Consider the following 26417-nt stretch of genomic DNA (forward strand, 5'->3'; position numbering starts at 1 on the left):
GGGTCTGCTTCTTTTTTGAGGCGTTTATTTGATGCGGAGAAGCCAGGTGAAGCTGAATGCTTCCAGCTCTACGGCCTGGGCGTCCTGCTGGACTCCGGTGAGGAGGTTTTCGTAGGTGCCGTCCTGTTCGTTGATCCAGGCGACTTTGTCCTGGTCGCTGAAGTTGTAGAGGCAGATCAGTTTTTCCTGCTCAGTTTCTTTTACGAGTGCGAGCAGAGCTTTGTCCCAGGTTTCCAGGGTGTGGGCCGGGATTTCAGGGGCGAATGCGGAGTGACTGTTCCGGATGGCTTCCAGCTGCTCCAGACTGTTGAAAATGCGTCCCTGGATGGTCTCGGCGTCAGCACGGTTCCGGGCCAGCGTCCAGTTGAAGTGGCCGTTGTGGAGCCAGCGTGGATCAGCTGCTTTGGACGGATCGGTTTTGTAGGTGTAGTCATTGAGCTGTCCGATCTCGTCTCCGCTTCGAAGTACCGGGATTCCCGGGAGGGAAAGAAGGAGAGCATGAAGGGTTACATCGTAGCGGATTCCGCGGCTGACACCATCTGCATTGCCTTCGTAGTCAAAACGTTCGATTCCTGCAAGAGATGCAGTTGTACCGCAGAGCTCTGCTTCCTGTGTTTCCGGATTTTCGTAGATTTCGCCCCTTGCAAAGGAAGCCGGGAAAAGTCCTGCGAGGAATTCATTCAGATAATCTCTGTGCGGTCCCTCTGTGATGAAGCTGTTTTTCAGGAAATCGTAGTCCAGATTCCAGCGTACGGTGTTACGGTTGCGGAGGTAGTTCTGGAATACCGGTGCCTGGGAAAGATCAGCCGTTTTGTCGATTCCGTGGCGAAGGAGAGAAGCATCCTTTGTGGCAACGGTGTGCCAGATATCGGACATCAGCTGTGTGCTGTTTACAATGTGGAGTTCCGGCATATCAGCGGTTCCACCAAATGCAGCAGCTTCACTAGGTGTGCGGTCTGTCTCACCAAGGAGAAGAATTCCGGGGCATACGATCTCGCAGACCATACGTGTCATGCGAAGCAGGGAGTGAAGCTTCCAGAGATCTTCGGTGTTCAGCATTGGAAGGACACCGAGGCTGAAAACGGTTGTGCCTTCGTTTGCGAGCTCCAGAATCTGAAGGAGCATGGCATTGAAATATGCCGGTGTCTGAAGTACGCATGGAATACCGGACTGGGGATCATCCACAGAGAGACTTAAAGGAATCTCAACTGCAAGGCGGATATTCGCTTTCCGGCAGTTTACAGCAAGTGCGTGCAGGTCATCAGAGCTTCCGATTTCAGGGATGATGCGAAGCGCACAGTTGGAGGTCGCCTGGAAAAGATCGGTGAGGTACAGGGTGTCTGCGTTACATTCGCTGATATAGTCCAGTTTATCGGACAGTCCGGCCAGGGTACCTGCAAAGTCTGCCGGATTGACAGCCATTCCCGTAAAGGTAGTTTTGCGGAACCAGTCCGGATCTTCTGCACAGATCAGGTCGGCAGCTTTCAGGGAAAGAGAACGTTCGCTGTAGATTTCTTTCATTTTTTTTGTAAGGCTGGTGAAAGTTCCGGCGACTTCCGGATGGTCACGGAACAGCTCGCAGTAGAGCCATTTCAGATCGTTGTAGTAGTGGTTCAGACGCTTTTTGTAGAGGGCATCATAAGCGGTGTCTTCCTTGGAGGTTTCGACTTTAATTGGTTCAGTTTTAGAGGTCTCGACTTTAATTGGTTCAGTTTTAGAGGTCTCGACTTTAATTGGTTCAGTTTTAAAGGTCTCGACTTTAATTGGTTCAGTTTTAGAGGTCTCGACTTTAATTGGTTCAGTTTTAGAGGTTTCGACTTTAATTGGTTCAGTTTTAGAGGTCTCGACTTTGATCGGCTCCGTTTTAGAAGTCTCAACCTTGATCGGTTCCGTCTTAGAGGTTTCGACTTTGACTGGCTCCGTCTTGGAAGTTTCAACTTTAATCGGCTCTGTTTTAGAAGTCTCGACCTTAATAGGTTCCGTCTTAGTAGTTGTAACTTTCTTTGGTTCTACTTTCGCAGTTTCAATTTTTTTAACATCGCCTGCAGCAACGGGAGCTTTTTTCTGCTGGCTCGTCTGTTTTGCCTGCATGGTTGCTTTTTTCTTCTGGAGTCTTTTTTTTGCCATGATAAATATTTCCTCCTTAAATTAAGTGATTAGTATCGGTTGTGAAAAATTAAATCTAAAGCTTATGAAAAACCGGCTGGCGGTTCTGGAATACAGTATAATAGGAAAAACCACATTCTCTTAGAACGTCAGCTGCCTTGTCAAAGGCGTAGCCGATCTTATCCGGAGTGTGTGCATCGGCGCCGATGGTGATGATTTCACCGCCCAGTTCATGATAGCGTCGGATAACGTTTACACAGGGGTTAGGTTCGCCAAGTCCGTAATGATAACCGCCGGTGTTCAGCTCAATGCCGATATTTTTACGGATCAGTGTACGGAGAATTTCATCCAGAATCTCCTTGTAACGTCCGTAGGAATACTGGCGGTTCTGGTTAGGACCATAACGTACTACGTAGTCAATATGTCCGTACACATCCATTTCATCAAAAGCAGCGATGTTTTCCAGGATGGATTCAAAATATTCCATGTAACATTCGGATTCCCGGCGTCCTTCAAAAAAATCAGGATAGTAAGGATCATATCCGTGCACCAGATGGGAAGATCCGATAACGAAATCAAAAGGAACCTCTTTCAGAAGCTCCGAAAAAGTTCCGGCTAGATGAGGCTGAAGTCCCAGCTCGATTCCGAAATTCACAGAGATCTGATCATTAAAAGCTTCTTTAAGCTCATCAAGGCGACTGCGGTATGCCGGAATATCCAGAGAAAAATCAAGTCCTTCCGGTGTTTTTGGATAATCCGGGTCAAGATGCTCGGTAAAACAGATTCCCTCAAGACAAAGGTCTGATGCAGTCTGGATCATATCCTCCATAGGAGTATCGGAATCTGCGGAAAAAGAGGAGTGCATATGGCAGTCCCATAAAATTTTCTGGTCCATGTTGTACCTCCGTAATTTATAACATCTGTGTTTTTCGATTGTGAGGCTGTACCTGTAACAGCAGTGGTACAGTTGGTTTCTGTCCGGCTGTATTTCCATATTTACAGGACAGAACTTTCTATCACAGAATTATAGCACATTTTCCAGGAATTTTCTTAATATTTATTTTGATATGCTTTTTTATAAATAGCTCTTGAATTTTTGTTTGGAATTAGGTACAATATGAAACAGGTTGATGTTTCTTTAACAAAGGAACGATTTAATCACCATTCAATTCATAGGAGGAATTTATCATGGCAGTAAAAGTTGCAATTAATGGTTTTGGACGTATCGGTCGTCTTGCATTCCGTCAGATGTTTGGAGCAGAGGGATTCGAGATCGTAGCAATCAACGATCTTACATCTCCTAAAATGCTTGCTCACTTATTAAAATATGATTCTACACAGGGAAGATATGCTCTTGCTGATACAGTTAAAGCAGGAGAGGATTCCATCACAGTAGACGGAAAAGAGATCAAAATCTATGCTAAGGCTAACGCTGCAGAGCTTCCATGGGGAGAGATCGGTGTAGACGTAGTTCTTGAGTGCACAGGTTTCTACACATCCAAAGACAAAGCTCAGGCTCATATCGATGCAGGTGCTAAGCACGTAGTTATTTCCGCTCCGGCTGGAAACGACCTTAAGACAATCGTTTACAACGTAAACCATCAGGGTCTTACAAACGAGGACAAGATCATCTCCGCAGCTTCCTGTACAACAAACTGCCTTGCACCAATGGCTAAGGCTCTTAACGATCTTGCACCGATCAAATCCGGTATCATGTGCACAATCCATGCTTACACAGGCGATCAGATGACACTTGACGGACCGCAGAGAAAAGGCGATCTGAGAAGATCCCGTGCAGCTGCAGTTAATATCGTTCCGAACAGCACAGGTGCTGCTAAAGCTATCGGACTTGTTATCCCAGAGCTTAACGGCAAACTTATCGGTTCTGCACAGCGTGTTCCTACCCCAACAGGTTCTACAACAATCCTTACAGCAGTAGTTGAAGGAAATGTTACAAAAGAGCAGATCAACGCAGCTATGAAAGCAGCTTCTAACGAGTCCTTCGGATACAACGAGGATGAGATCGTATCCAGCGATATCGTTGGTATGAGATTTGGTTCCCTCTTCGATGCTACTCAGACAATGGTACTTCCACTTGAGAACGGCACAACAGAGGTTCAGGTAGTTTCCTGGTATGACAACGAGAACTCCTACACAAGCCAGATGGTTCGTACAATCAAGCATTTCGGAAGCCTTCTGAACGCTTAATTTTCAGCGAACGAGTGTAGAAGAATAGACTCAGAAAGGGTCCGGTCTGTAGAGGACCGGGCCCTTTTTTTCCAGAAGACCACACAGAAAAATGTCTTCCGGAACAGAACTGTTAACAGAGTGGACAACAATACCGCTCGCCCTTATGAACTGCCATATGGCAGGAATAAATTTTAAGGAGATATAGAAATGCTGAACAAAAAAAGTGTTGACGATATCAATGTAAAAGGCCAGAGAGTACTTGTAAGATGTGATTTCAACGTTCCGCTTCAGGATGGAAAGATCACAGACGAGAACCGTCTTGTAGCAGCTCTTCCTACAATCAAGAAACTGATCGCAGACGGTGGAAAAGTTATTCTTTGTTCCCACCTCGGAAAACCGAAGGGAGAGCCGAAACCGGAGCTTTCTCTTGCACCTGTAGCTGTTCGTCTTTCTGAGCTTCTTGGACAGGAAGTGAAATTTGCAGCAGATCCTGAGGTAGTAGGACCAAACGCAAAAGCTGCTGTAGCTGAGATGAAGGATGGCGATGTAGTTCTTCTTGAGAATACACGTTACCGTGCAGAAGAGACAAAGAATGAAGATAAGTTCAGCGAAGACCTTGCTTCTCTTTGCGATGTATTCGTAAACGATGCATTCGGAACCGCTCACAGAGCTCACTGCTCCAACGTAGGTGTTACCAAATATGTGAAGACAGCAGTTGTAGGATATCTGATGCAGAAAGAGATTGATTTCCTTGGAAACGCTGTAAACAATCCGGAGAGACCGTTTGTTGCAATCCTTGGCGGTGCTAAGGTTTCCAGCAAGATCTCTGTTATTAACAACCTTCTTGACAAGGTAGATACTCTGATCATCGGTGGTGGTATGTCTTACACATTCTCCAAAGCTATGGGCGGACATATCGGAAAATCTCTCTGCGAGGATGACTATCTTCAGTATGCACTTGACATGATGAAGAAAGCAGAGGAGAAAGGCGTTAAGCTTCTTCTTCCTGTAGATAACAGAATCGGTGATGACTTCTCCAACGACTGCAACATCCAGATCGTTAAACGTGGTGAAATTCCGGACGGATGGGAAGGAATGGACATCGGAACAGAGACAGAGAAGATCTTTGCAGACGCTGTTAAAGATGCTAAGACAGTTGTATGGAACGGACCGATGGGATGCTTCGAGATGCCGAACTTTGCACATGGTACAGAGGCAGTTGCAAAAGCTCTTGCTGAGACAGATGCAACAACAATCATCGGTGGCGGTGATTCCGCAGCAGCAGTAAATATCCTTGGATATGGCGACAAGATGACACACATCTCCACAGGTGGCGGTGCATCTCTTGAGTTCCTTGAGGGCAAAGAGCTCCCGGGCGTAGCAGCTGCTAACGATAAAGACTGATAAAAAATAAAGTGTTCCGAAGGAACACAAAAAGGAGATAAAAACAATGGCAAGAAAGAAAATTATTGCTGGAAACTGGAAAATGAACATGACACCAAGCGAGGCTGTAAAGCTTGTTGAGACATTAAAACCGCTTGTTGTTAACGATGAAGTTGACGTAGTATTCTGCGTACCGGCTATCGACATCATTCCTGTTGTTGAGGCTGCTAAAGGAACAAACATTCAGGTTGGTGCTGAGAACATGTACTTCGAGGAGAAGGGTGCTTACACAGGTGAGATCTCCCCGGCTATGCTTGTAGATGCAGGTGTTAAGTATGTTGTACTTGGACATTCTGAGAGAAGAGAGTACTTCGGCGAGACAAACGAAGACGTAAACAAGAAGATTCTCAAAGCTTTCGAGCATGGCATCACACCGATCATGTGCTGTGGTGAGACACTTACTCAGAGAGAGCAGGGTGTAACAATGGACTTCATCCGTCAGCAGGTTAAGGTTGGATTCCAGGGCGTTACAGCAGATCAGGCTAAGACAGCAGTTATCGCTTACGAGCCGATCTGGGCTATCGGAACAGGTAAGACAGCTACAACAGAGCAGGCTCAGGAAGTTTGCGGTGAGATCCGTAAATGCATCGCTGAGATCTATGATGATGCAACAGCAGCTGAGATCCGTATCCAGTACGGCGGATCTGTAAATGCTACAACAGCACCAGACTTATTCGCTCAGGCTGACATCGATGGCGGCCTTGTAGGCGGCGCTTCCCTGAAAGCAGATTTCGGTAAGATCGTAAACTACAAATAAATCGCAGATCTGTTTAGTAAAACTGAATAAATAAAGAATGTAAAGACACCTCTGAACACAGAAACGGTCGACAAGAAAATATCGGCCGAATGTGTAAAGAGGTGTTTTTTGCAAAAAAAACTTAAAATATAAAAAACTCTCCTGATTGTATTATGTAATGCAAAAAACGACAACCTACAGTCAGAGAGAGTTTTTGTTATTTTCAGCAGAAGAAATGTTTTTCTCCTGGCTTTCTTCCATGTTTTCATCAGTCTCATCAGAATCAGGAACGTGTTCTACAATGTCGCCAATATCACAGTGCAGGATGGAACACAGCCTGTCTAATGTAAAAATTTCAATATTCTTATTTTTTCGTAGTCTGTCCAAAAGAGAACGGGTGATTTCGTAATGCTCATAGAGATCATACTGGGAAATTCCACGCTTCTTCATCGTTACCCAAAACCTGTCATATTTTATCATATGTATGTCCTGTCTGATTCATTCTTGAATTAAATTTATTATGAATGTAAAATTGAAATCAGAACAGTGTCCTTATAGAGACACTGTAGAAAGGAGAAATGATGAAAAAGAATTTGAAGATGCTGTTTTCGGTAGCGGTTACTCTGTGTTTTTCAGCTGCCATGTTTTACTGTTTTGTGGGAGGTGCCCCGGAAGGAAAGGGAGGACTTACGGTGTATATGTTGTCAGCGGCTGGTTTGTCTGTTCTGATGCCGGGGTTTTGCTGCGGCTGCCTGCATTACATTTTTTATCTCCGAAAAAAACTTGATGACCAGAGAAAATGATCCGGAATTATGGTAATATAGTAGAAAGAAAGACCGTAACCATGCCAAAGCAGCCTGACAGATGCAGGAAAATCTGCTTTCATTGCGAAAAACAACAAACAGTGGGTGGTGGAATTTATGGGAAATATTTTGGATTATCTGGACTGGAGAGGTGATCTTGCCTTTTCGCAGTCGCCGTTTAACGAAGTGGACAATCTGATTCTTGCATGTTTTTCTTACCTGGAGCTGGATGGAATCAGGGAGATACAGGATGGCAATACTCTTAGCATAGAGGAGCTGACAGAGCACTTTTTTGAAAAAAGTCAGGAAAAAGAAATGAAGGCAGAAGGTACTTTTCTGCAGAATATGCCTGCACTTTTGAAAAAAATGGCAGAGTCCGAAAGATTTCGTGACTGCCGTGTAGGTGGATTTGTCAATGAAATCATGACAGATAAGACGCAGCAGTTTGCGGCGGTGACCGTGGAGCTTACGGACGGAACCACATATATTTCTTTTCGGGGGACGGATGATACGATCACTGGCTGGAAAGAGGATTTTTATCTCAGCAACGGAACTGTTCCATCTCACAGGAAGGCACTTGAATATCTGGAAAAAAACGGCAGATATATGCAGGCAATGATACGGCTCGGAGGACATTCGAAGGGCGGCAATCTGGCAATGTATGCGGCTATGCAATGCGAAGAAGAAATTCGAAGCAAGCTTCTGGCTGTGTATGACAATGATGGACCGGGATTTTCAAAAGATTTTTTTTCGGAGAAAAGATGTGAGGAGATTTTGCCGAAGGTGACCCGGATCATACCGGAGGCATCCGTGATCGGCATGCTGCTGGAGCATAAAAAGAAACCAATGATCGTGTCCAGCACCCAGAAAGGAATCCTGCAGCATGATGCTTTTACCTGGGAGGTCATGGGGAAAGGTTTTATGAGAAGAGATACGCTTACAAGACGGGCCGAGGCTTCAGACCGTACTCTTCATAAATGGATCGACAATATGAATGAAAAAGAACGGGATAGACTGATCCAGGAGCTTTTTTCTGTACTGGAGGCTACCGGGGCGAAGACGATCTCCGGAATCCAGGAGGGTGGGCTGAAAAGCCTGACAGCTATGATAAAACAGCTTGACCAGATGGAACCGGAATCAAAGGCCATGGTGCAGGCGCTGATCGTTGGATTTTTCGGAAGCTGTCTGGAACTCCTTCCGTTGCCGGAGCTTGACAAAAAGCGTTTTCTGCCATAACATAGGAGATAACTCTGAAAAAATGGAAAAAACTTGAAAGGGGACATCAGAAAATGAGCGAAAAAGTCGTAAATGCGGCTCTTCTTGGCCTGGGCACCGTAGGAACAGGCGTATATAAAGTAATCAGAAGCCAGGAACAGGAAATGACAGCCAAGCTTGGTTGTCAGGTGAAGATCACGAAGATCCTGGTGCGTAACATAGAGAAAGCATCTAAGAAATTAGAAGATCCCTCAGTTCTTACAACAAACTGGGACGATATTGCAGGAGATCCTTCTATAGATATCGTGATCGAGCTGATCGGCGGCATTGAGCCTGCACGCACATATATTCTCTCTGCGCTGAAAGCTGGTAAGAACGTTGTGACAGCGAACAAAGATCTTATTGCTGTTCACGGAAAGGAAATTCTGGAGACGGCGAAGGCTGCACAGAAGGACTTTTTATTTGAGGCTGCAGTGGCAGGAGGAATTCCGATCATCGGACCTCTGAAGAACAGTCTGGAAGCCAATCATGTGACAGAGGTTATGGGAATCGTAAACGGAACAACCAACTTTATCCTCACCAAGATGTCCCAGGAGGGAATGGAATTTTCGGATGCACTTGCTCTTGCAACAGAGCTGGGATATGCGGAAGCTGATCCGACAGCTGATATCGAGGGAATTGATGCAGGAAGAAAGGTTGCGATCCTTGCTTCCGTAGCGTTTAATTCCAGAGTTACACTGGATAATGTTCATGTGGAGGGAATCACAAAGATCACAGCGAAGGATATCCGTTATGCGAAGGAGATGGGCTGTGAGATCAAGCTTCTTGGTGTGGCACGCTGTCAGGAGGATGGGGTTGAAGCATATGTATGCCCGATGCTGATTCCGGCTGAGCACCCGCTTGCTTCTGTCAATGATTCCTACAATGCTGTTTTTGTGCACGGAGATGCAGTGGGAGATACTATGTTCTACGGCCGCGGAGCAGGCGAGCTTCCGACAGCAAGTGCTGTTGTGGGAGATGTATTTGAGGTAGTACGCAATATGAAGGCAGACTGCTGTGGCCGTGTGGGATGTACCTGCTACAAGAGCCTTCCGGTAAAAGAGATGGCAGATACCCATAACCGCTATTTCCTCCGCCTTCAGGTAGAGGACCGCTGTGGCGTGCTGGCTGAGATCCTGGAGCATTTTGCCAAATATCAGGCAAGTGTTGCACAGATCATGCAGAAGGAGAGCAAGAGACCGGATACAGCAGAGGTTGTTGTGATCACCAAGCTGGTAAGCGAGGGCGCTTTCTTTAAGGTTAAGGAAGAGCTGGAGAACAGCGCATCTGTAAGAAAGATCTCTTCCATGATCCGTGTGTACGAGAAATAAAATTTTTGTCAAAGAAAACGTTGCAAAATTTCTGGATTTTGGTACTATATAGAATGGAAAACAAAAGAATCCTGCGGAACATGAGACGGTGTGAAAGCATCAGAAGCAGAGGCACCGCAGAGCTTTGATCAAAGATAAGAAGGGGAAAATTATGAGTAAAAAACCAACAGTATTAATGATCCTTGATGGTTACGGACTGAATGACAGACATGACGGAAATGCTGTATATGAAGCAAAAACACCAGTCATGGACGGACTGATGAAGGATTATCCTTTTGTAAAGGGTAATGCAAGTGGTCTCGCAGTAGGTCTTCCGGATGGCCAGATGGGTAACTCCGAGGTTGGACATATGAACATGGGTGCAGGCCGTATCGTATATCAGGAGCTCACAAGAATCACAAAAGAGATCCAGGATGGCGATTTCTTCAAGAACGAGGCACTTCTCGCTGCAATGAAGAATGCAAAGGAGAACGACTCCGCAATCCATTTCATGGGACTTCTTTCTGATGGTGGTGTACACAGTCACAATACACATCTCTACGGACTGCTTGAGATGGCTAAGAGAGAAGGACTTAAGAAGGTTTACGTACACTGCTTCCTTGACGGACGTGACACACCGCCTGCATCAGGTAAGGAATTCGTAGAGCAGCTGGAAGCCAAGATGAAAGAGATCGGCGTTGGTGAGATTGGTGTGATCTCCGGACGTTACTATGCAATGGACCGTGATAACCGCTGGGATCGTGTTGAGCTTGCATACAAAGCTCTTACAGAAGGCGAGGGCGTAAAGGCAACAGATGCCGTGGCAGCAGTTCAGGCTTCCTATGATAATGATAAGACAGATGAGTTCGTTCTTCCGACGGTTATCGAGAAAGACGGTAAACCGGTTGCAACTGTTTCCGATAAAGATTCCGTTGTATTCTTTAACTTCCGTCCTGACCGTGCAAGAGAGATCACAAGAGCTTTCTGTGATGATGATTTCAAAGGCTTTGAAAGAGCAAAGAGACTGGATACTACTTTCGTATGCTTCACAGAGTATGACGATACGATCCAGAACAAGCAGGTAGCTTTCCACAAGGTACTACTTCATAACACATTTGGCGAGTATCTTGCAGCTCATAACATGACACAGGCACGTATCGCTGAGACTGAAAAATATGCACACGTTACATTCTTCTTCAACGGTGGTGTTGAGGAGCCGAACAAGGGAGAGGACAGAATCCTTGTAAAATCCCCGAAGGTTCCGACTTACGACATGCAGCCTGAGATGAGTGCACCGGAGGTTTGTGAGAAGCTTGTTGAGGCAATCAAGTCTGAGAAATACGATGTGATCATCATCAACTTTGCGAACCCGGATATGGTTGGACATACAGGTGTTGAGGCAGCTGCTGTCAAGGCTGTTGAGACTGTTGATGAGTGTGTAGGCAAGGCTGTAGAGGCAATCAAAGAGGTTGACGGACAGCTCTTTATCTGTGCTGACCACGGTAACGCAGAGCAGCTTGTAAACTACGAGACAGGAGAGCCATGGACAGCTCATACAACCAATCCTGTACCGTTCATTCTTGTAAATGCAGATCCGAAATATACACTTCGTGAGAACGGATGCCTTGCAGATATCGTTCCGACACTGATCCAGCTTATGGGAATGGAGCAGCCAGAGGAAATGACAGGAAAATCTCTTCTTGTTGAGAAATAATTAAAAATATTTATGCTTATAAGCCCTGCAGATGATAGGATTCTGCAGGGCTTTTTTCTGTGGTGAAACGCTAGATTTTTATATATGGAAAAATTTTTCAAAAGCATCTTGTAAATTAGATATATTTCAACTATAATCCCTCTGATACATAAAAAAAGCAGCACAAAATTTATTTTTGCAGGGGGTAAATGACATTAAATGAAAACAGACATGACACAGGGAAAGCCGATGAAGGTGCTCCTGGGATTTACTATCCCGGTATTTATCGGTAATGTATTTCAGCAGTTTTACAGCATGGTCGATGCCGTAGTAGTCGGAAAATTTGTAGGGACAAAAGCACTGGCAGCAGTCGGGGCAACGGGAACCATTATTTTTCTGATTATCGGTTTCCTTCTGGGAATCACTACAGGTTTCACGGTGCTGACCGCACAGAAATATGGTGCCGGTAAGATGGATGAAATGCGCCAGACAGTAGGAAATGCTATGATCCTGACAGCAGGAATCTCGGCATTGATGACACTCATCAGTATGACAGGAATGCATGCACTTCTGAAATTCATGAACACGCCGGAGGATATCTTTCAGGATGCCTATGCGTATGTAATGATCATCTGCGGAGGAATTTTTGCCCAGGCTTTATATAATATCCTGGCCAGCTTTCTTCGTGCACTGGGAAACAGCAAGGTGCCGCTGTATTTTCTGATTCTGTCCGCACTTTTGAATATTGTTCTTGATCTTGTGTTTATTATCGTATTTAAGATGGGAGCACCGGGAGCAGCCTGGGCTACCGTTATTTCACAGGGAACATCGGGGCTTCTCTGTCTGGTATATATCTGGAAATGTGTGCCGGAGCTTCGCATGCGCCGGGATGACTGGCATTTCCGCCGTAATATTGCAGGCAAACAGATCGGAGTGGGAATTCCCATGGGGCTTCAGTATTCCATCACGGCGATCGGAAGCATGATGGTACAGTCTGCTCTGAATATGCTGGGCTCCTATGCCGTGGCTGCGTTTACAGCGGGAAGCAAGATCGAGCAGATTTTTTCCCAGGCATTTGTGGCACAGGGAACAGCAAGCGCGACCTACAATGCACAGAATATCGGAGCAGGCAAGCTGGATCGTGTGCGAAAAGGCTTCCGTGCATCCCATCTGATCGGGTGTGTGTACTGCGCGATCGTGGGAACTTTCCTGTTCTATTTCGGAAAAAATTTCGCGTATCTGTTTATCTCTGATAATATCGCAGAGGTACTTCCGATGGTGGATACCTATCTGAAATGTGTTGCGCTGTTTTTTATTCCGCTTTATTTTGTCAATGTACTCAGAAACGGAATCCAGGGAATGGGCTATGGTCTGCTTCCGATGATGTCCGGTGTGGCAGAACTTGCAGGAAGGGGAATTACGGCAATGATCGCAGCACAGAAAAACAGCTATGTGGGAACCTGTATGGCAAGCCCGATGGCCTGGATCTTTGCCACAACGCTTCTCTGGATCATGTACTTCTATGTAATGAAGGACATGGCGAAGAAATTATGTTCGGGAAATAACTTCTAAAAAAAACGTGAAATAAGATGCAAATTTCAGAAAGTATGTTATAATGAGAAAGCTGGTAACTAATACCAGAAAGTATCAACAAAAAGGTGCCCGAGCCGAAGCGCATGATGTATGCAGAAAGTATGGAAGGGTACATGAAACATAGAGGTGGAGTATAAATATGAGCAACGAGGAGAGAAAGGACATCGAAGACAAGATCAACAGGGCTATGGCCCAGATCGTCAGCGATACTGTGGGAGAAGCCCAGTCCGGGAAGAACTCAGGAGAATCTGGCGGACAGAGATCGGCACGTCCTTTGAAATCAGCAAGGCCGAAGAAAATCACATATGTTCCCATTGATGAATCAGAATTTGAACCCGTTGTTCTCCCGGAAAAGAAGAAGCATAAGGGACTGAAGATAACGGGACTGATCGCTGCTATGGTTCTGGTAGCTGCCGGATGTGTATATGCAGGGGTGTCGTATTACTACACCGATCATTTTTTTGAGGGAACGACGATCAATGGAATAGACAGCTCCAATAAGACAGCTTACGAGGTGGAACAGGAAATTGCCGGTAAGATGGCAGATTATTCCATTGAGATAAAAGCGAGAGATCAGGAACCGCAGACAATCGCAGGAACCGATATTGATTATCGGTATGTGTCAAGCGGTGAGATTCTTAAGCTTCTGAAAGAACAGAAGCCATATATGTGGGTGCGGGGGCTCTTTGAAAAAAAAGTTTATACAGCAGATGAGCAGACAGCTTTTGACAGAACGAAGCTGGAAACAGCAGTGAAAGCACTGAACTGTGCACAGAAAGAGAATCAGACAGCTCCAGAGAACGCATATGTGAGTTATAATAATTCAGAGTTTACCATTGTTCCGGAGACTGAGGGAAGTGAGCTGAAGGTCAAAGAAGCCTATCAGATGGTCAGTGAAGCTATCAGCAGTGATGAGCCGGAAGTAGATCTTGCCAGCAATCCGGATGCTTATGTCAGGGCAGATGTGACAAGTGACAACGCAGATCTTCAGGCTACGGTAGATGCTTATAATAACTTTGCGAAAGCAAGTATCACATATACATTTGGAGACCAGACAGTAACGCTGGATGGTACGACAATCAAGGACTGGCTGCAGTTTGATGAGAAGGGACAGCTGATTCAGGATGAGGCATCGTTTAAACAGCACATCGTGGATTATGTTGCCCAGCTTGCCGCAGAGCATGATACTGTTGGAACAGAGAGACAGTTTCAGACAACAAGCGGAAGAACCGTATCCGTATCCGGCTCCGCATATGGCTGGAAGATCGACCAGGATGGTGAGGTGGCACAGCTTACCCAGGAGATTCAGTCCGGAACACAGACAACGAGAGAGCCTGTGTACTCTATGAGAGCCAATGCGTACGGAGTTAATGATTTTGGTAGCACTTATATAGAAGTAGACCTTACAGAACAGTATATGTGGTACTATCAGGATGGCAATGTAATCTTTGAATCGGATATCGTATCCGGACTTCCAAGTGATCCTGAACGTAAGACTCCTCCGGGAATCTTTACACTTTATTATAAGAAGAGCCCGGATGTACTTCGTGGCAGTAAGAAAGAGGACGGAACCTATTCCTATGAGCAGCCGGTAACTTACTGGATGCCGTTTAACGGAGGAATTGGATTCCACGATGCAGATTGGCAGCCATATTTTGGCGGAGACCGGTATCTCAGCGGAGGATCCCATGGATGTATTAACCTGCCGCCGGATAAAGCAGGAGAGCTTTATAACATCATCCAGTATGATGTTCCGATCATCTGCTTCTATTAATAACATAAGACAAAAAGACAGGTTCCGGTGAAAGGAACCTGTCCTATATCAGGAGGATACATTTATGATGGATGATACATTCGGCTATTTATTAACGTTTGCAGCACTGGTTGGAGGAATCCTGCTTCTCACCGGTCATGGCGGAGCGCTGATGAAGGGCGGAAATACCCAGGAGAGAGCCAAGAAATACGATACAAAAAAGATGGAAAAAGCTTCCGGAATCTGCCTGCTTCTTATTGGAATCGCAACAGCTATTGATATTTTTACGACAAGCGTAAGTGCCGAGATCGTATATGTGGTAGTAATTCTTGTGATCCTGATCGGATATACATTTGTTGTACGAACTAGATGTCGTAAATAAAAAAAGATAACAAAAAATCCTCTGTATTCAGCAGACACCAGATGGTGTGGCAGGATACAGAGGATTTTTTTATTTTATAATATTATAATCATTTTAAACGGGTGTGGCTTGTATGCCGGAAGGTCAGTGTGAATACAATCCCCTTTACAATGGAAGTAAGGGAAAGAGCCCACCAGATACCGCTAAGTCCCATTTCCGTATGGGAGAGGACAAGAGCCAGAGGAATTCGCGCACCGGTCAGCAGGATGCTGATGATACTGCATAACTTAGTCAGTCCAAGTCCGGACAGAGCACCGATAGTCATCAGTTCGATCGCCATGAAGCCTTCACTGAAACCGATAATGATCAGATAATTGACTGCAATGGAAAGGGACTCAGCGTCATGGAAAAACAGCCCTGCGATCGGCTTCGGAAGAAATACGAAGGCCGCGGTTATGATAAGTCCCCACACAGCCAGGATTCCGAAAGAGATCCGGTAGCCATGGCGGATACGGTCATACTTTCTGGCTCCGTAATTCTGTGCGGTGAAAGCATTCAGCGCAGCGGCAAAGCCATCTGCTGTATTCCATGATACGGATTCAATCTGACCGCCCACACGCTGGGTAGCAATGGCAGCAGCGCCAAAAGCGGAAACCATTCTTGTGAGCACCATGGAGATCATGCAGTAGATCATACTCTGAATGGAAGTAGGAAATCCGATACGGAAGATATTTTTATAAAATTTTCCGGAATGTCGTGAAAAAAGTCTCACTCCGCGAAGCACGTTCGGTTCCAGTCTGGAAGTAAAAATCCGGAACGCCAGCACAGCAAATACAAGGATCTGTGCAGTCACAGTTGCGACAGCTGCGCCGACTGTTTCCAGTCTCGGGAAAGGACCGACACCAAGGATCAGAAGCGGATCCAGGATCATATTTCCTACCAGACCAAGAAAGTTGGCCATAAGAGGAGATCTGGAATCACCCTGCGCGGTAAAAAGTCCGGTCAGTGTCAGATTCAGGAAAGAGAAGATAATGAGTCCACAGGTGATCAGCATGTAGACTTTTGCTGCTTCGTAAGCTTCCGGATCCGTCAGGTTGAAAAAGCCGATCAGCGGATCGAGAAAGAGCAGGCACACGGCTGCAAAGATCACTCCGAACAGAATGGTGATCTGCAGGGCGCTGGCTGCGTAGGAACGGGCTTCGTCATAATCCTTCCGGCCACAGGCCTGAGCGGTATTTACCTGTCCTCCCATTCTTGGAAGTGCTACAAGTCCCTGGGAGAGCCATACGTACATACCGCCCACGCCCACACCTGCGACGGTTTTTGAGCCGAGGAGACCGATCCAGGCCATATCCGTGATGTTGTAGGCAGTTCCCAGAAGAGAGGAAGCCATGATCGGAAGCGCCAGCTCTGCCAGAGTCTGGAAAATCGGTCCGGAAGTCAGGTCGATAGTTCTTGTTTTTTTCATGATTACCGACAAAGCTCCACAAGATCCATAGGCATGTTGATCCGAAAATCAGGATCAGAAACCTCACCAAATCCGTATTTTGCGAAGATAAAAGGTACTCCGGCTTTTTTGCAGGCGTTGAAATCTCCCAGGGTGTCACCTACGTATACCGGATCCTTAAGGTCATAGTCATTGCGGATCTTCATGATATTTTCTGCTTTGGCCATACCGGTATCTCCCGGACAGAGATGCCCCTTAAAGTAGTGACCGAAGCCTGTGGCCTTGAGAAATACTTCAATATAGCCAGCCTGGCAATTGCTGACGATAAAGAGCGGAAAACGAGTGGAGAGGATCTTAAGTGTATCCTCAAGCTGTGGATAAAGCGGGGCACATTTGCGAAGCAGGGCTTCGTGCTCTGCCTGGCAGCAGCCATCGATGATGCGAAGCTGCTCAGATTCCGGAAGTTCCGGAAAAAGAGCCCTGGCAATGTCCGGAAGAAGCTGGCCGAAAAGTCCCATCAGCCGTTTGGAGCTTACGTCAGTGTCCATGTGCTCTGTATGAATAAGATAATCGCGCCAGGATTCAGCTACGATTCCGGTGGAATCCCAGAGCGTACCGTCAACGTCAAAAATGATGCTGTCCATAAAAAACCTCCTGAAAAAAATTATTTAATATAGGGGATTACATTGAATGCAATCCAAAGTAATTTTATCTGAGAAAAGATGAAAAAGCAACTGTGACTTTTGGAGATTTTATGTTATAGTAGAATTTGTGAGGTAAAAATAATATGAGATATAAAAATACGGTCAGAGGTATTTTTAAGGACAGGCCAAACCGGTTTATTGCACATGTAGAGATTGATGGAGAAATCGAGACCGTTCATGTGAAGAATACCGGGAGATGTAGGGAACTTCTTGTTCCGGGCGTGGAAGTCATCCTTGAGAAGAGTGATGATCCGTCCAGAAAGACGAAATACGATCTGATCTGTGTGAATAAAGAAGGGCGCCTGATCAATATGGATTCCCAGGCACCCAATAAAGCTGCCGAAGAGTGGGTGGCAGCCGGAAAATTTTTTACGGAGAAGGTCACAGTACAGCGGGAAAAAAACTACGGGAATTCCAGATTCGATCTGTATGTGGAATCCTCTGCACGCAGGGCTTTCATTGAGGTTAAGGGTGTCACCCTGGAGGAAAAAAATATCGTACGTTTTCCGGATGCGCCTACAATACGCGGGGTCAAGCATCTGGAAGAGCTGATAAAGGCTGTTTCGGATGGATATGAAGCTTATCTTCTTTTGGTGATCCAGATGAAGGATGTGAAATATTTTGCACCAAACTGGGGGACACATCCGGAATTTGGAGATACCTTGCGAAGGGCGGCAAAAGCAGGCGTTCACATCCTGGCATACGACTGTGCAGTTAAAGAAGACACCATGGAGATCTGTGATCCGGTGCCGGTAGATCTGGAACGGCCGGAGGTGTCTGCTCTTTTGAAATGGTATGATGCGAATAAGCGGAGCCTGCCGTGGCGGGATCAGAACAATGCCTATTATACCTGGGTGTCGGAGATCATGCTTCAGCAGACAAGAGTAGAGGCTGTGAAGCCATACTTTCAGCGTTTTATTCAGGAACTGCCTGATGTTGCAGCCCTTGCAGCGGCACCGGAGGACCGTCTGGTCAAGCTCTGGGAAGGTCTTGGCTATTACAGCAGAGTCCGCAATATGCAGAAAGCGGCCATTTCTGTGATGGAAGATTACGGAGGCAGGATTCCCGAAGATTTTGAAACGCTTCTCTCGTTAAAGGGAATAGGACGTTATACAGCAGGTGCCATCTCGTCGATCGCCTACGGGAAGTGCGTTCCGGCAGTGGATGGCAATGTTCTCCGGGTATATGCAAGACTTACGGAAAATCGTGAAGATATTATGAAACAGTCAGTCCGGAAATCCGTAGAGGACAGCCTGAAAGAGATTATGCCGCTGGACAGACCCGGAGATTTTAATCAGGCTCTGATGGAGCTTGGAGCTGTAGTCTGCGTCCCCAATGGAAAAGCAAAATGTGAGGAATGTCCACTGAAAGAGTTTTGTCTTGCAAGAAAGCATGGAACTGTGGAAGAACTTCCCGTAAAAGCACCGAAGAAGGCAAGAAAAATAGAGAACAGGACGGTTCTTGTGATCCAGGACGGAGCTGCAACTGCAATCCGCAGACGTCCGCCTGAAGGACTTCTTGCAGGGCTGTATGAGATTCCCAATGTGGAGGGATATCTTACCCGGAAAGCTGCTCTTAAGCTGGTGGAAGATATGGGGCTTGAGCCTTTAAGAATCGAGAAGCTGCCGGATGCGAAGCATATTTTTTCGCATATAGAGTGGAGAATGCATGCGTACCGCATTGCGGTATCATCCCTGGAAAAGGCAGAACATGCAGACTTTCTTTTTGCAGACAAAAAAGAAACAGACAGAAAATATACAATACCATCTGCGTTTAGCGCATACACGAAATACATGAAGGAGGAAAACCCATGAAACTTTTGAGCGTAGCAATACCATGCTATAATTCAGAGGCTTATATGTCAAAATGTATCAATTCCCTGCTGATCGGAGGAGAGGAAGTGGAGATCATCATCGTAGATGACGGCTCCAGCGACCGTACCGCTGAGATCGCAGATGAATATGCAGAAAAATATCCGACTATCGTAAAGGCAGTCCATCAGGAAAACGGAGGACACGGACAGGCTGTAAATACAGGTATCCGCAATGCCACAGGTCTTTATTTCAAGGTAGTTGACAGTGATGACTGGGTAAACCAGGATGCATACTATGAGATTCTGAAAACTCTTTATGAGCTGACACGTGGGTCTGAGACAGTTGATCTTCTGATCAGCAACTTTGTCTATGAGAAGCAGGGTGCTACCCGCAAGAAGGTCATGCAGTACAGACACTGCTTCCCGACCAATCAGATCTTTGGCTGGGATGAAGTGCGTCATATGAAAAAAGGCCAGTATCTTCTCATGCATTCCATGATCTACCGTACCAAGCTTCTTTATGACTGCGGTATGGAGCTTCCGAAGCATACATTCTATGTAGATAATCTGTTTGCCTTTGAGCCACTTCCATATGTGAAGAACCTTTATTATCTGGATGTGAATTTTTACAGATATTTCATCGGAAGAGATGATCAGTCTGTCAATGAGAAGGTCATGATCAAAAGGATCGACCAGCAGATCCGCGTGAACAAGCTTATGGTAGATGCTTATCTGAAAGCCAATGTAAGTAACCGCAGACTGCGTATGTATATGTTCAGCTATCTGGATATCATTACAACGGTTTCTTCCATCATGCTTGTAAGGGCAGGTACACAGGAGTGCCTGGATAAGAAACAGGAGCTGCAGGATTATATCAAAGACCAGAATATGGGACTTTACCGGAAGCTCCGCAGAAGTCTTTTCGGAAGAGTTTCCAACCTTCCGGGAAAAGGCGGAAGAAAGATGTTTGTGGCAGCATATAAGATCTGCCAGAAGTTCTACGGATTTAACTAAACTTTAAATAAAAAAAGATACGCCGGAACATATATACCGGCGTATCTTTTTTTGTGTTGATTTACAGATTCTGTTCTGTTTTCTTTCCACGCATATGAGCTACAGATCTCTGATCTTCATAATCCTCAGTTCTCTGCGGATAAAACAGCAGGTGACCGAACAGGGCCAGTGTGGTACCGAGACAGACATCAATAACCGAATGCTGCTTGATAAACATAGTAGACAGGATGATCAGCGAGGAAAGGATCAAAGATCCTCCCTGGAGCCATTTCTTATCCTTCAGTGTCTGGCAGTTGTGAATTGCAAAATAAACAGCCAGGGAATTGAATACATGGATGCTTGGCAGAATATTGGTCGGTGTATCTGTCCGGTAAATACCTGCAATAAGCTGTGTAAATATGTTATTACGCGGAAATACTGCCGGACGGAGCTGCTGGACATTCGGGTAAACATAGGAGACTACAAGAAAAACAGTCATACCCATCATCAGGTTGAATATCAGCTGGTAATATTCCCGTTTATTCTGGCGAAACAGAAAATAGACAACAGTAAGTATCACATACGGAAACCATAAAAGATACGGGATAATAAAAACCTCGCAGAACGGGATCATATCATCAAAAACAGTATGTACAACATGGTAGGCACGTACAGGACGGTATTCAAGATAGTTGAACAGTATGAGATACACGATAAAATAGGCTATTATCACAAAACCGTGCCTGTATTTTTTTATTTTACTCAACATTTTGCTTCCTTTCTTGAAGAGTGGCTGTCGGACAGCCGTTCAGTCTTAAGCTTCTGTGTGTTAAGTATCTATCTGCTACTATAACACAGGCATTATGATTTTTAAAGGTTTCTTTTCGATTGTCACAGAAAATTCACGTTGTATTCCGCCGGATTCTCCGTCTTTATGAACGGGAAGCGGACGATTACTTGTAAAACTTACGTCCTTACACTGAAAAATATGTACGCCATGAAGTTTTGTGTGTTTTCCGAAGAGTGCGCCTGGAAGGCAGAAAAGCATTTTGAGCTTGGAAATGCCTTCAATGACGATCACATCCAGAAGGCCGTCATCCGGCTGTGCGTCCGGGCAGAATTTAAATCCTCCGCCCTCGTATTTCTGATTCATCACTGCCGCAAACCAGGTTTTCGGGAAGGTTCTCGTGTTCTGACTGTCAGCTTTTACCGTGACCGATGCAGGAGAAAGAAACAGGAATTGTTTCAGCGCGATCATAAGGTAGACGAGTTTTCCCATATGGAGACGGTTGAGAAATTTTTTGCCGGAGGTGATCAGAACCTCCTGACATACTGCTGCATCGTACCCCATTCCTGCACTGATCCCGAAGCGGTAAGCATGGGAACCAAGCGTTATCTTAGGGATATCCATGGACATGATACGCGCCTTCTCCAGAATGGAGTGAAGTGCCTTTTCCGGATCCATGGGAAGTCCCATACTGCGGCAGAAATCGTTGCCGGAGCCGGTAGGAATGTAACCGAAGATCACACTGTCTGGATCACAGATTCCGGTGAGCACTTCGTAAATAGTGCCGTCACCGCCGACAGTAATCAGTGTGACAGGATTGTCCGGCGTGCCCTGTGCACTGAGTCTGTGGGCAAGCTCTGTAGCGTGTCCTACATATTCTGTGAGAAAGTACTGATATGAGATCCCCTGACTTTCCATGATGCTGCGGAGATGGTTCCAGATGTCACGTCCCTGGCCTGATCTCGAATTGGGATTCACAATAAAAGAATACATAATATAAAAACCCTCCAAACTACTTTCAGCCTTATCATAACATCGGAGGCGGTCTTTTACAAATTAAAATTTCTTAAGGATTTCTAAAATATAGTAAAACAGATAGCACAGGTTTATATTTTACATAAATTTAACGATATCTTCATCCTGGATTTTACGAAGAAAATTTATACTTGATATAAATAAAGAATTATCATGTAAAAAGATGTTTTGTAAAAAAGAGAATGAATTCGGAGGAAGATTATGATATACCTTGTAGAAGATGATGAAAGTATCCGCGAGCTTGTTGTATATACACTGAACAGCCAGGGGCTGGAGGCGCAGGGCTTTGAACGCCCTTCCCTTTTCTGGAAGGCCATGGAGAAGGAACAGCCTTCTCTGGTTCTTCTGGATATCATGCTTCCGGAGGAGGACGGCTTATCCATTCTGAAAAAGATCCGTATCCGTCCGGATGTGCGGAAGCTTCCGGTGATTATGCTCACAGCCAAGGGCAGTGAATTTGATACAGTTGTGGGACTGGACAGCGGAGCCGATGATTATATTCCGAAGCCGTTCCGTATGATGGAGCTGATCTCCAGAGTACGTGCCCTGCTTCGAAGATCCGAGGATAACGGCGCAGAGGAATACCGTATGGAGAATCTTTATGTGTGTCCGGGAAGACATGAGGTGACTGTGGATCAGGAACCTGTGAACCTTACCCTGAAGGAATACGAGATGCTTTGTCTCCTTCTGAAAAACAGCGGAACTGTTCTTTCCAGAACCCAGCTTCTCAACCAGATCTGGGGATATGAATTCGACGGAGAGAGCAGGACTGTGGATGTACATATCCGGACGCTCCGCCAGAAGCTTGGAAGCGCAGGTGATCTGGTGGAAACGGTTCGTGGTGTAGGATATAAGATCAGCGGAAAATGTGCATAGCAGATTCCCCTTAAAAAAGCATTTCTTCGGAAAAAGGCTTCGGCCCTTTTCTGGACGAAGTGCTTTTTTCATGCTATAATAGGTGGACTTATAAGCAAGAGGTGAAACGATAAGAATGAAATCACTAGTGATCGCGGAGAAGCCGTCCGTTGCAAGAGACATTGCCAGAGTCCTCCACTGCAGCCAGAAGGGAAACGGAATCCTGGAAGGAAAAACATACGTAGTGACCTGGGCACTGGGACATCTGGTGACGCTGGCAGATCCGGAAGAATATGATAAGAAATATACGAAATGGGAGCTTTCCACGCTTCCCATGATGCCGGAGAAGATGAAACTGGTGGTGATCCGTCAGACATCGAAGCAGTATAATGCAGTGAAGGCCCAGCTGTACCGTAAGGATATCGGTGAGATCATCATTGCCACAGATGCAGGCCGTGAGGGAGAACTGGTAGCCAGATGGATCCTTGCCAAGGCAGATTGTCACAAGCCCATCAAACGTCTGTGGATCTCATCTGTAACAGACAAGGCCATAAAGGATGGGTTTGCACACCTTAGAAATGGTCATGATTATGACAACCTTTACCGCGCCGCGCAGGCAAGGGCAGAGGCAGACTGGCTGGTGGGAATGAACGGAACCAGAGCACTGACCTGCAAGTACAATGCCCAGCTTTCCTGTGGACGTGTGCAGACACCGACCCTTGCCATGATCGCGAGAAGAGAGCAGAAGATCCGGGAGTTCAGGCCGGAAGATTATTACGGAATCACCCTGCAGGCCGGAAATGTACGCTGGACCTGGCGCGACACAAAGAGCGGAAGCCTCCGCACCTTTAAGAAGGAGCGTGCACAGGAAATCCAGCAGAAAGCCGCAAAAAGCAGCTTGACCGTGACCAGAGTCGTACGAAAACCGAAGAAGACCTATGCGCCGGGGCTTTATGATCTGACAACACTTCAGAGAGAAGCCAATCAGAAATACGGTTTTTCCGCAAAGGAAACTCTGAATATCATGCAGAGACTTTATGAGAACCATAAGGTCCTGACTTATCCGAGAACCGATTCCCGTTATATCGGAAAGGATGTAGTTCCGACGATCAAGGAACGCCTTCAGGCATGTGGAACAGGTCCTTACCGAAAACTTGCCGGAGTACTGGTGAACAAACCGATCCAGGCGAATGCGAGCTTTGTGGATGATAAGAAGGTCAGTGATCACCATGCGATCATTCCTACAGAACAGTTTGTACAGCTGGATCATATGACTAACGAGGAGCGGAAGATCTATGATATGGTAGTCCGCCGGTTCTTAAGCGTATTGTATCCGCCGGCTGTTTTTGAGCAGGTAAGCATGGAAGGAACGGCAGCAGGAGAGAACTTTGCGGCAAGCGGCCGTATCATAAAAAGCGCCGGATGGAGAGAGGTCTACGAAGGCGGATGGCAGGATGATGAAGAAGATTCGGATTCCGCAGACAAACTGAAAGATCAGAATCTTCCGTCTCTCACGGAAGGACAGGTATTTACTGTGGAAGCTGCCAGCCTTACCAGCGGAAAAACAAAACCTCCTGCCAGATTTACAGAGGCTACACTTCTTGGTGCTATGGAGAATCCGGTTCATTTCATGGAAAGCCACGACAAAAAAGCAGCCAGAACACTGGGAGAGACCGGCGGACTTGGAACTGTTGCAACAAGAGCAGATATTATCGAGAAGCTTTTTAATAGCTTTATGATGGAAAAGAGAGGAAATGAGATCTACATCACATCCAAGGCGAAGCAGCTTCTGGAACTGGTACCTGAGGATCTGAAGAAACCGGAGCTTACCGCAGACTGGGAGATGAAGCTTTCGGATATTGCAAACGGAAAGCTTAAACAGGATAAATTCCTCACAGGAATCCGGAGCTATGCAACGGAGATCGTAGATGAGATCAAGAGCGGTCAGGGAACTTTCCGCCATGATAATATGACAAACAAGAAATGCCCGAACTGTGGCAAGCATCTTCTTGCAGTCAATGGCAAGAACAGCAAGATGCTGGTATGCGAGGACAGGGAGTGCGGTTACAGGGAGACTGTTTCCAGAACCACCAATGCGCGCTGCCCGAAATGTCACAAGCGTATGGAAATGCTTCTTAAGGGAAAAGAAGAGACCTTTGTATGCCAGTGCGGCTATAAGGAGAAGCTTTCTTCTTTCCAGGCGAGAAGGGCGAAGGAGGGCGCGGGCGTCAATAAGAGAGACGTACAGCGTTACCTTAAGAAACAGCAGAAAGAGGCAAATGAGCCGGTGAACAATGCGTTTGCCCAGGCACTGTCCGGCATTAAACTGGATTGAACAGGTAATAACAGTGAAACCAGACAAGATGGCTGTCCCGTGGATTTTTGTACAGATGTGGCGGAGGCAGCAGAAAGAGAGGATTCGGATTATGGGATTACAGGACGATAGAATGTCAGGCAATATTCAGGATATAGCAAGACTGATCACAAGACTTCTCCTGCAGGGAGATATGCCGCAGTATACACTTCCGGCAGCAGAAGCGGATTACACAGAAGCAGACCGGCTTTTTTCGAAGATCATCGGACTTGCGGATGAAGGTGATATCAACGGAGCGGAGAACGAGCTTCTTATGAATATGGAAGAGGACGATCCGGATTATCTGGAGCTGGCGCTTACCTTTTATCTTTATCTCAATGATATGGACGGAGATTACCTGGATGACCACGATTATTCCAGGGAAGAGATACTGGACGGACTGAAAAGTCTCGCAGAGGACTGGGGCGTCACCGGGCTGGAGACCCTTGTCTGATGCGGCGGGAAGTGACGCTGGAGGAGATTTCCGACGGCCGTTTCTATGAAGTAAATGACATGGTGAAGGCAGATTGCCAGGACTGTAAGGGATGCTTTGACTGCTGTACCGGAATGGGAGATTCGGTTGTTCTGGATCCTCTGGATGTGTGGCGTTTAAGTCAGGGACTTCATTTAAGTGTGGATCAGCTTCTTGCGGAAAAAATCGAGCTTGGAGTGACAGACGGAAATATCCTGCCTCATTTAAGAATGGCAGGAGTAGACGAACGCTGTGTGTTTCTGAATGCAGATGGACGCTGCTCCATTCATAGCTTCCGGCCGGGCTTCTGTCGGTTGTTTCCTCTTGGAAGATATTATGAGGATGGAAGCTTTAAATATATTCTTCAGATCCATGAATGCAAAAAGACTACCCGCAGCAAGATCAAGGTGAAGAAATGGGTGGATACACCGGATCTTAAGACATATGAGAAATTTGTGTGCGACTGGCATTATTTTCTTCTGGATGTGCAGGAGATTCTTTATCAGAGCGAGGATACGGAGCTGATCCGAAATCTGAATATGTATGTTGTGAACCAGTTTTACAGAAAACCTTATGATGATGGACGGGATTTTTACGAACAGTTTTATGAGCGACTGACTGCGGGAAAAGAGCTGCTTAGTCTTGGTATCTGAACAGATATCCGGGAGAGAGCAGGCGGAGAGTTTTTTTTGCGGGAAGATAGAAAGGATTTATAT

At 46.0% G+C, this 26417-nt stretch carries 22 protein-coding genes; 15 read left to right on the forward strand and 7 right to left on the reverse strand.

Features of this window, described 5'->3' with window-relative positions:
• Nucleotides 1-24: 24 nt before the first annotated feature.
• Nucleotides 25-2127, reverse strand: coding sequence for an alpha-amylase family glycosyl hydrolase (locus tag WMO28_RS07590; RefSeq protein ID WP_349056578.1), 2103 nt, complete (start codon nt 2125-2127; stop codon nt 25-27).
• A gap of 55 nt (nt 2128-2182) precedes the next feature.
• Nucleotides 2183-3001: a histidinol-phosphatase HisJ family protein gene (locus tag WMO28_RS07595; protein WP_178644283.1), complete on the reverse strand. Its 819-nt coding sequence runs from the start codon at nt 2999-3001 to the stop codon at nt 2183-2185.
• 293 nt (nt 3002-3294) lie between these two features.
• Between WMO28_RS07595 and gap the strand changes: the two genes are divergently transcribed.
• The 3 genes from gap (at nt 3295) to tpiA (ending at nt 6496) form a co-directional block, all read left to right on the forward strand.
• On the forward strand, nt 3295-4314 hold the full coding sequence (gene gap / locus WMO28_RS07600; RefSeq protein ID WP_349056580.1) for a type I glyceraldehyde-3-phosphate dehydrogenase: 1020 nt from the start codon (nt 3295-3297) through the stop codon (nt 4312-4314).
• A gap of 189 nt (nt 4315-4503) precedes the next feature.
• The gene (locus WMO28_RS07605; protein WP_349056581.1) at nt 4504-5700 is read left to right on the forward strand and encodes a phosphoglycerate kinase; all 1197 of its coding nucleotides are present in this window, start codon (nt 4504-4506) and stop codon (nt 5698-5700) included.
• A 46-nt stretch (nt 5701-5746) separates the two neighbouring features.
• Nucleotides 5747-6496 carry a triose-phosphate isomerase gene (gene tpiA, locus WMO28_RS07610; protein ID WP_349056583.1) on the forward strand — a complete coding sequence of 250 codons (750 nt, stop codon included), beginning with the start codon at nt 5747-5749 and terminating at the stop codon, nt 6494-6496.
• 180 nt (nt 6497-6676) lie between these two features.
• Here the strand turns inward: tpiA and WMO28_RS07615 are convergent, their stop codons facing one another.
• Nucleotides 6677-6955: a helix-turn-helix domain-containing protein gene (locus WMO28_RS07615; protein ID WP_349056584.1), complete on the reverse strand. Its 279-nt coding sequence runs from the start codon at nt 6953-6955 to the stop codon at nt 6677-6679.
• A gap of 440 nt (nt 6956-7395) precedes the next feature.
• Here WMO28_RS07615 and WMO28_RS07620 point away from each other — a divergent pair, with 440 nt between their 5' ends.
• From WMO28_RS07620 to WMO28_RS07645, 6 genes are all read left to right on the forward strand, one after another.
• Nucleotides 7396-8514, forward strand: a complete 1119-nt coding sequence (locus WMO28_RS07620) for an Mbeg1-like protein (protein ID WP_178643410.1) — start codon at nt 7396-7398, stop codon at nt 8512-8514.
• A gap of 53 nt (nt 8515-8567) precedes the next feature.
• Entirely contained in the window at nt 8568-9863 is a 1296-nt protein-coding gene (locus WMO28_RS07625) for a homoserine dehydrogenase (RefSeq protein WP_178643412.1), read from the forward strand.
• A 151-nt stretch (nt 9864-10014) separates the two neighbouring features.
• Nucleotides 10015-11556: a 2,3-bisphosphoglycerate-independent phosphoglycerate mutase gene (gene gpmI / locus WMO28_RS07630; RefSeq protein ID WP_178643415.1), complete on the forward strand. Its 1542-nt coding sequence runs from the start codon at nt 10015-10017 to the stop codon at nt 11554-11556.
• A gap of 198 nt (nt 11557-11754) precedes the next feature.
• Nucleotides 11755-13107 carry an MATE family efflux transporter gene (locus WMO28_RS07635; protein WP_178643417.1) on the forward strand — a complete coding sequence of 451 codons (1353 nt, stop codon included), beginning with the start codon at nt 11755-11757 and terminating at the stop codon, nt 13105-13107.
• Between the two features lie 160 nt (nt 13108-13267).
• A complete protein-coding gene (locus WMO28_RS07640; protein ID WP_349056585.1) occupies nt 13268-14902 on the forward strand; it encodes a L,D-transpeptidase family protein in 1635 nt (544 codons plus the stop codon).
• 64 nt (nt 14903-14966) lie between these two features.
• Complete coding sequence (locus tag WMO28_RS07645; RefSeq protein ID WP_178643419.1) at nt 14967-15263, forward strand: DUF3784 domain-containing protein; 297 nt, start codon at nt 14967-14969, stop codon at nt 15261-15263.
• A gap of 88 nt (nt 15264-15351) precedes the next feature.
• Here WMO28_RS07645 and WMO28_RS07650 read toward each other — a convergent pair whose 3' ends face one another.
• On the reverse strand, nt 15352-16710 hold the full coding sequence (locus tag WMO28_RS07650; RefSeq protein ID WP_349056586.1) for an MATE family efflux transporter: 1359 nt from the start codon (nt 16708-16710) through the stop codon (nt 15352-15354).
• Nucleotides 16711-16712: 2 nt separating this feature from the next.
• Nucleotides 16713-17333: an HAD-IA family hydrolase gene (locus tag WMO28_RS07655; RefSeq protein ID WP_178643423.1), complete on the reverse strand. Its 621-nt coding sequence runs from the start codon at nt 17331-17333 to the stop codon at nt 16713-16715.
• A 143-nt stretch (nt 17334-17476) separates the two neighbouring features.
• Here WMO28_RS07655 and mutY point away from each other — a divergent pair, with 143 nt between their 5' ends.
• Nucleotides 17477-19207, forward strand: a complete 1731-nt coding sequence (mutY, locus tag WMO28_RS07660; protein WP_349056587.1) for an A/G-specific adenine glycosylase — start codon at nt 17477-17479, stop codon at nt 19205-19207.
• The gene (locus WMO28_RS07665) at nt 19204-20220 is read left to right on the forward strand and encodes a glycosyltransferase (protein WP_178643427.1); all 1017 of its coding nucleotides are present in this window, start codon (nt 19204-19206) and stop codon (nt 20218-20220) included. The genes mutY and WMO28_RS07665 overlap by 4 nt, the downstream gene beginning before the upstream one ends.
• A gap of 61 nt (nt 20221-20281) precedes the next feature.
• Here WMO28_RS07665 and WMO28_RS07670 read toward each other — a convergent pair whose 3' ends face one another.
• Nucleotides 20282-20968 carry a phosphatase PAP2 family protein gene (locus WMO28_RS07670; RefSeq protein WP_349056588.1) on the reverse strand — a complete coding sequence of 229 codons (687 nt, stop codon included), beginning with the start codon at nt 20966-20968 and terminating at the stop codon, nt 20282-20284.
• 78 nt (nt 20969-21046) lie between these two features.
• Nucleotides 21047-21979 carry a diacylglycerol/lipid kinase family protein gene (locus tag WMO28_RS07675; protein WP_178643431.1) on the reverse strand — a complete coding sequence of 311 codons (933 nt, stop codon included), beginning with the start codon at nt 21977-21979 and terminating at the stop codon, nt 21047-21049.
• 243 nt (nt 21980-22222) lie between these two features.
• On the opposite strand from WMO28_RS07675, the gene WMO28_RS07680 reads away from it, so the two are divergent.
• The 4 genes from WMO28_RS07680 to WMO28_RS07695 all read left to right on the forward strand — a co-directional run bounded on the left by WMO28_RS07680 (nt 22223) and on the right by WMO28_RS07695 (nt 26354).
• Entirely contained in the window at nt 22223-22897 is a 675-nt protein-coding gene (locus WMO28_RS07680; protein WP_349056589.1) for a response regulator transcription factor, read from the forward strand.
• Between the two features lie 115 nt (nt 22898-23012).
• On the forward strand, nt 23013-25211 hold the full coding sequence (locus tag WMO28_RS07685; RefSeq protein ID WP_178642769.1) for a DNA topoisomerase 3: 2199 nt from the start codon (nt 23013-23015) through the stop codon (nt 25209-25211).
• Nucleotides 25212-25302: 91 nt separating this feature from the next.
• Entirely contained in the window at nt 25303-25683 is a 381-nt protein-coding gene (locus WMO28_RS07690; RefSeq protein ID WP_178642770.1) for a DUF6483 family protein, read from the forward strand.
• A complete protein-coding gene (locus tag WMO28_RS07695; protein WP_178642771.1) occupies nt 25683-26354 on the forward strand; it encodes a YkgJ family cysteine cluster protein in 672 nt (223 codons plus the stop codon). The genes WMO28_RS07690 and WMO28_RS07695 overlap by 1 nt, the downstream gene beginning before the upstream one ends.
• Nucleotides 26355-26417 lie beyond the last annotated feature (63 nt).

It is taken from the genome of Blautia aquisgranensis (assembly GCF_040096615.1).
GTDB classification, from domain to species: Bacteria; Bacillota; Clostridia; order Lachnospirales; family Lachnospiraceae; genus Blautia_A; species Blautia_A aquisgranensis.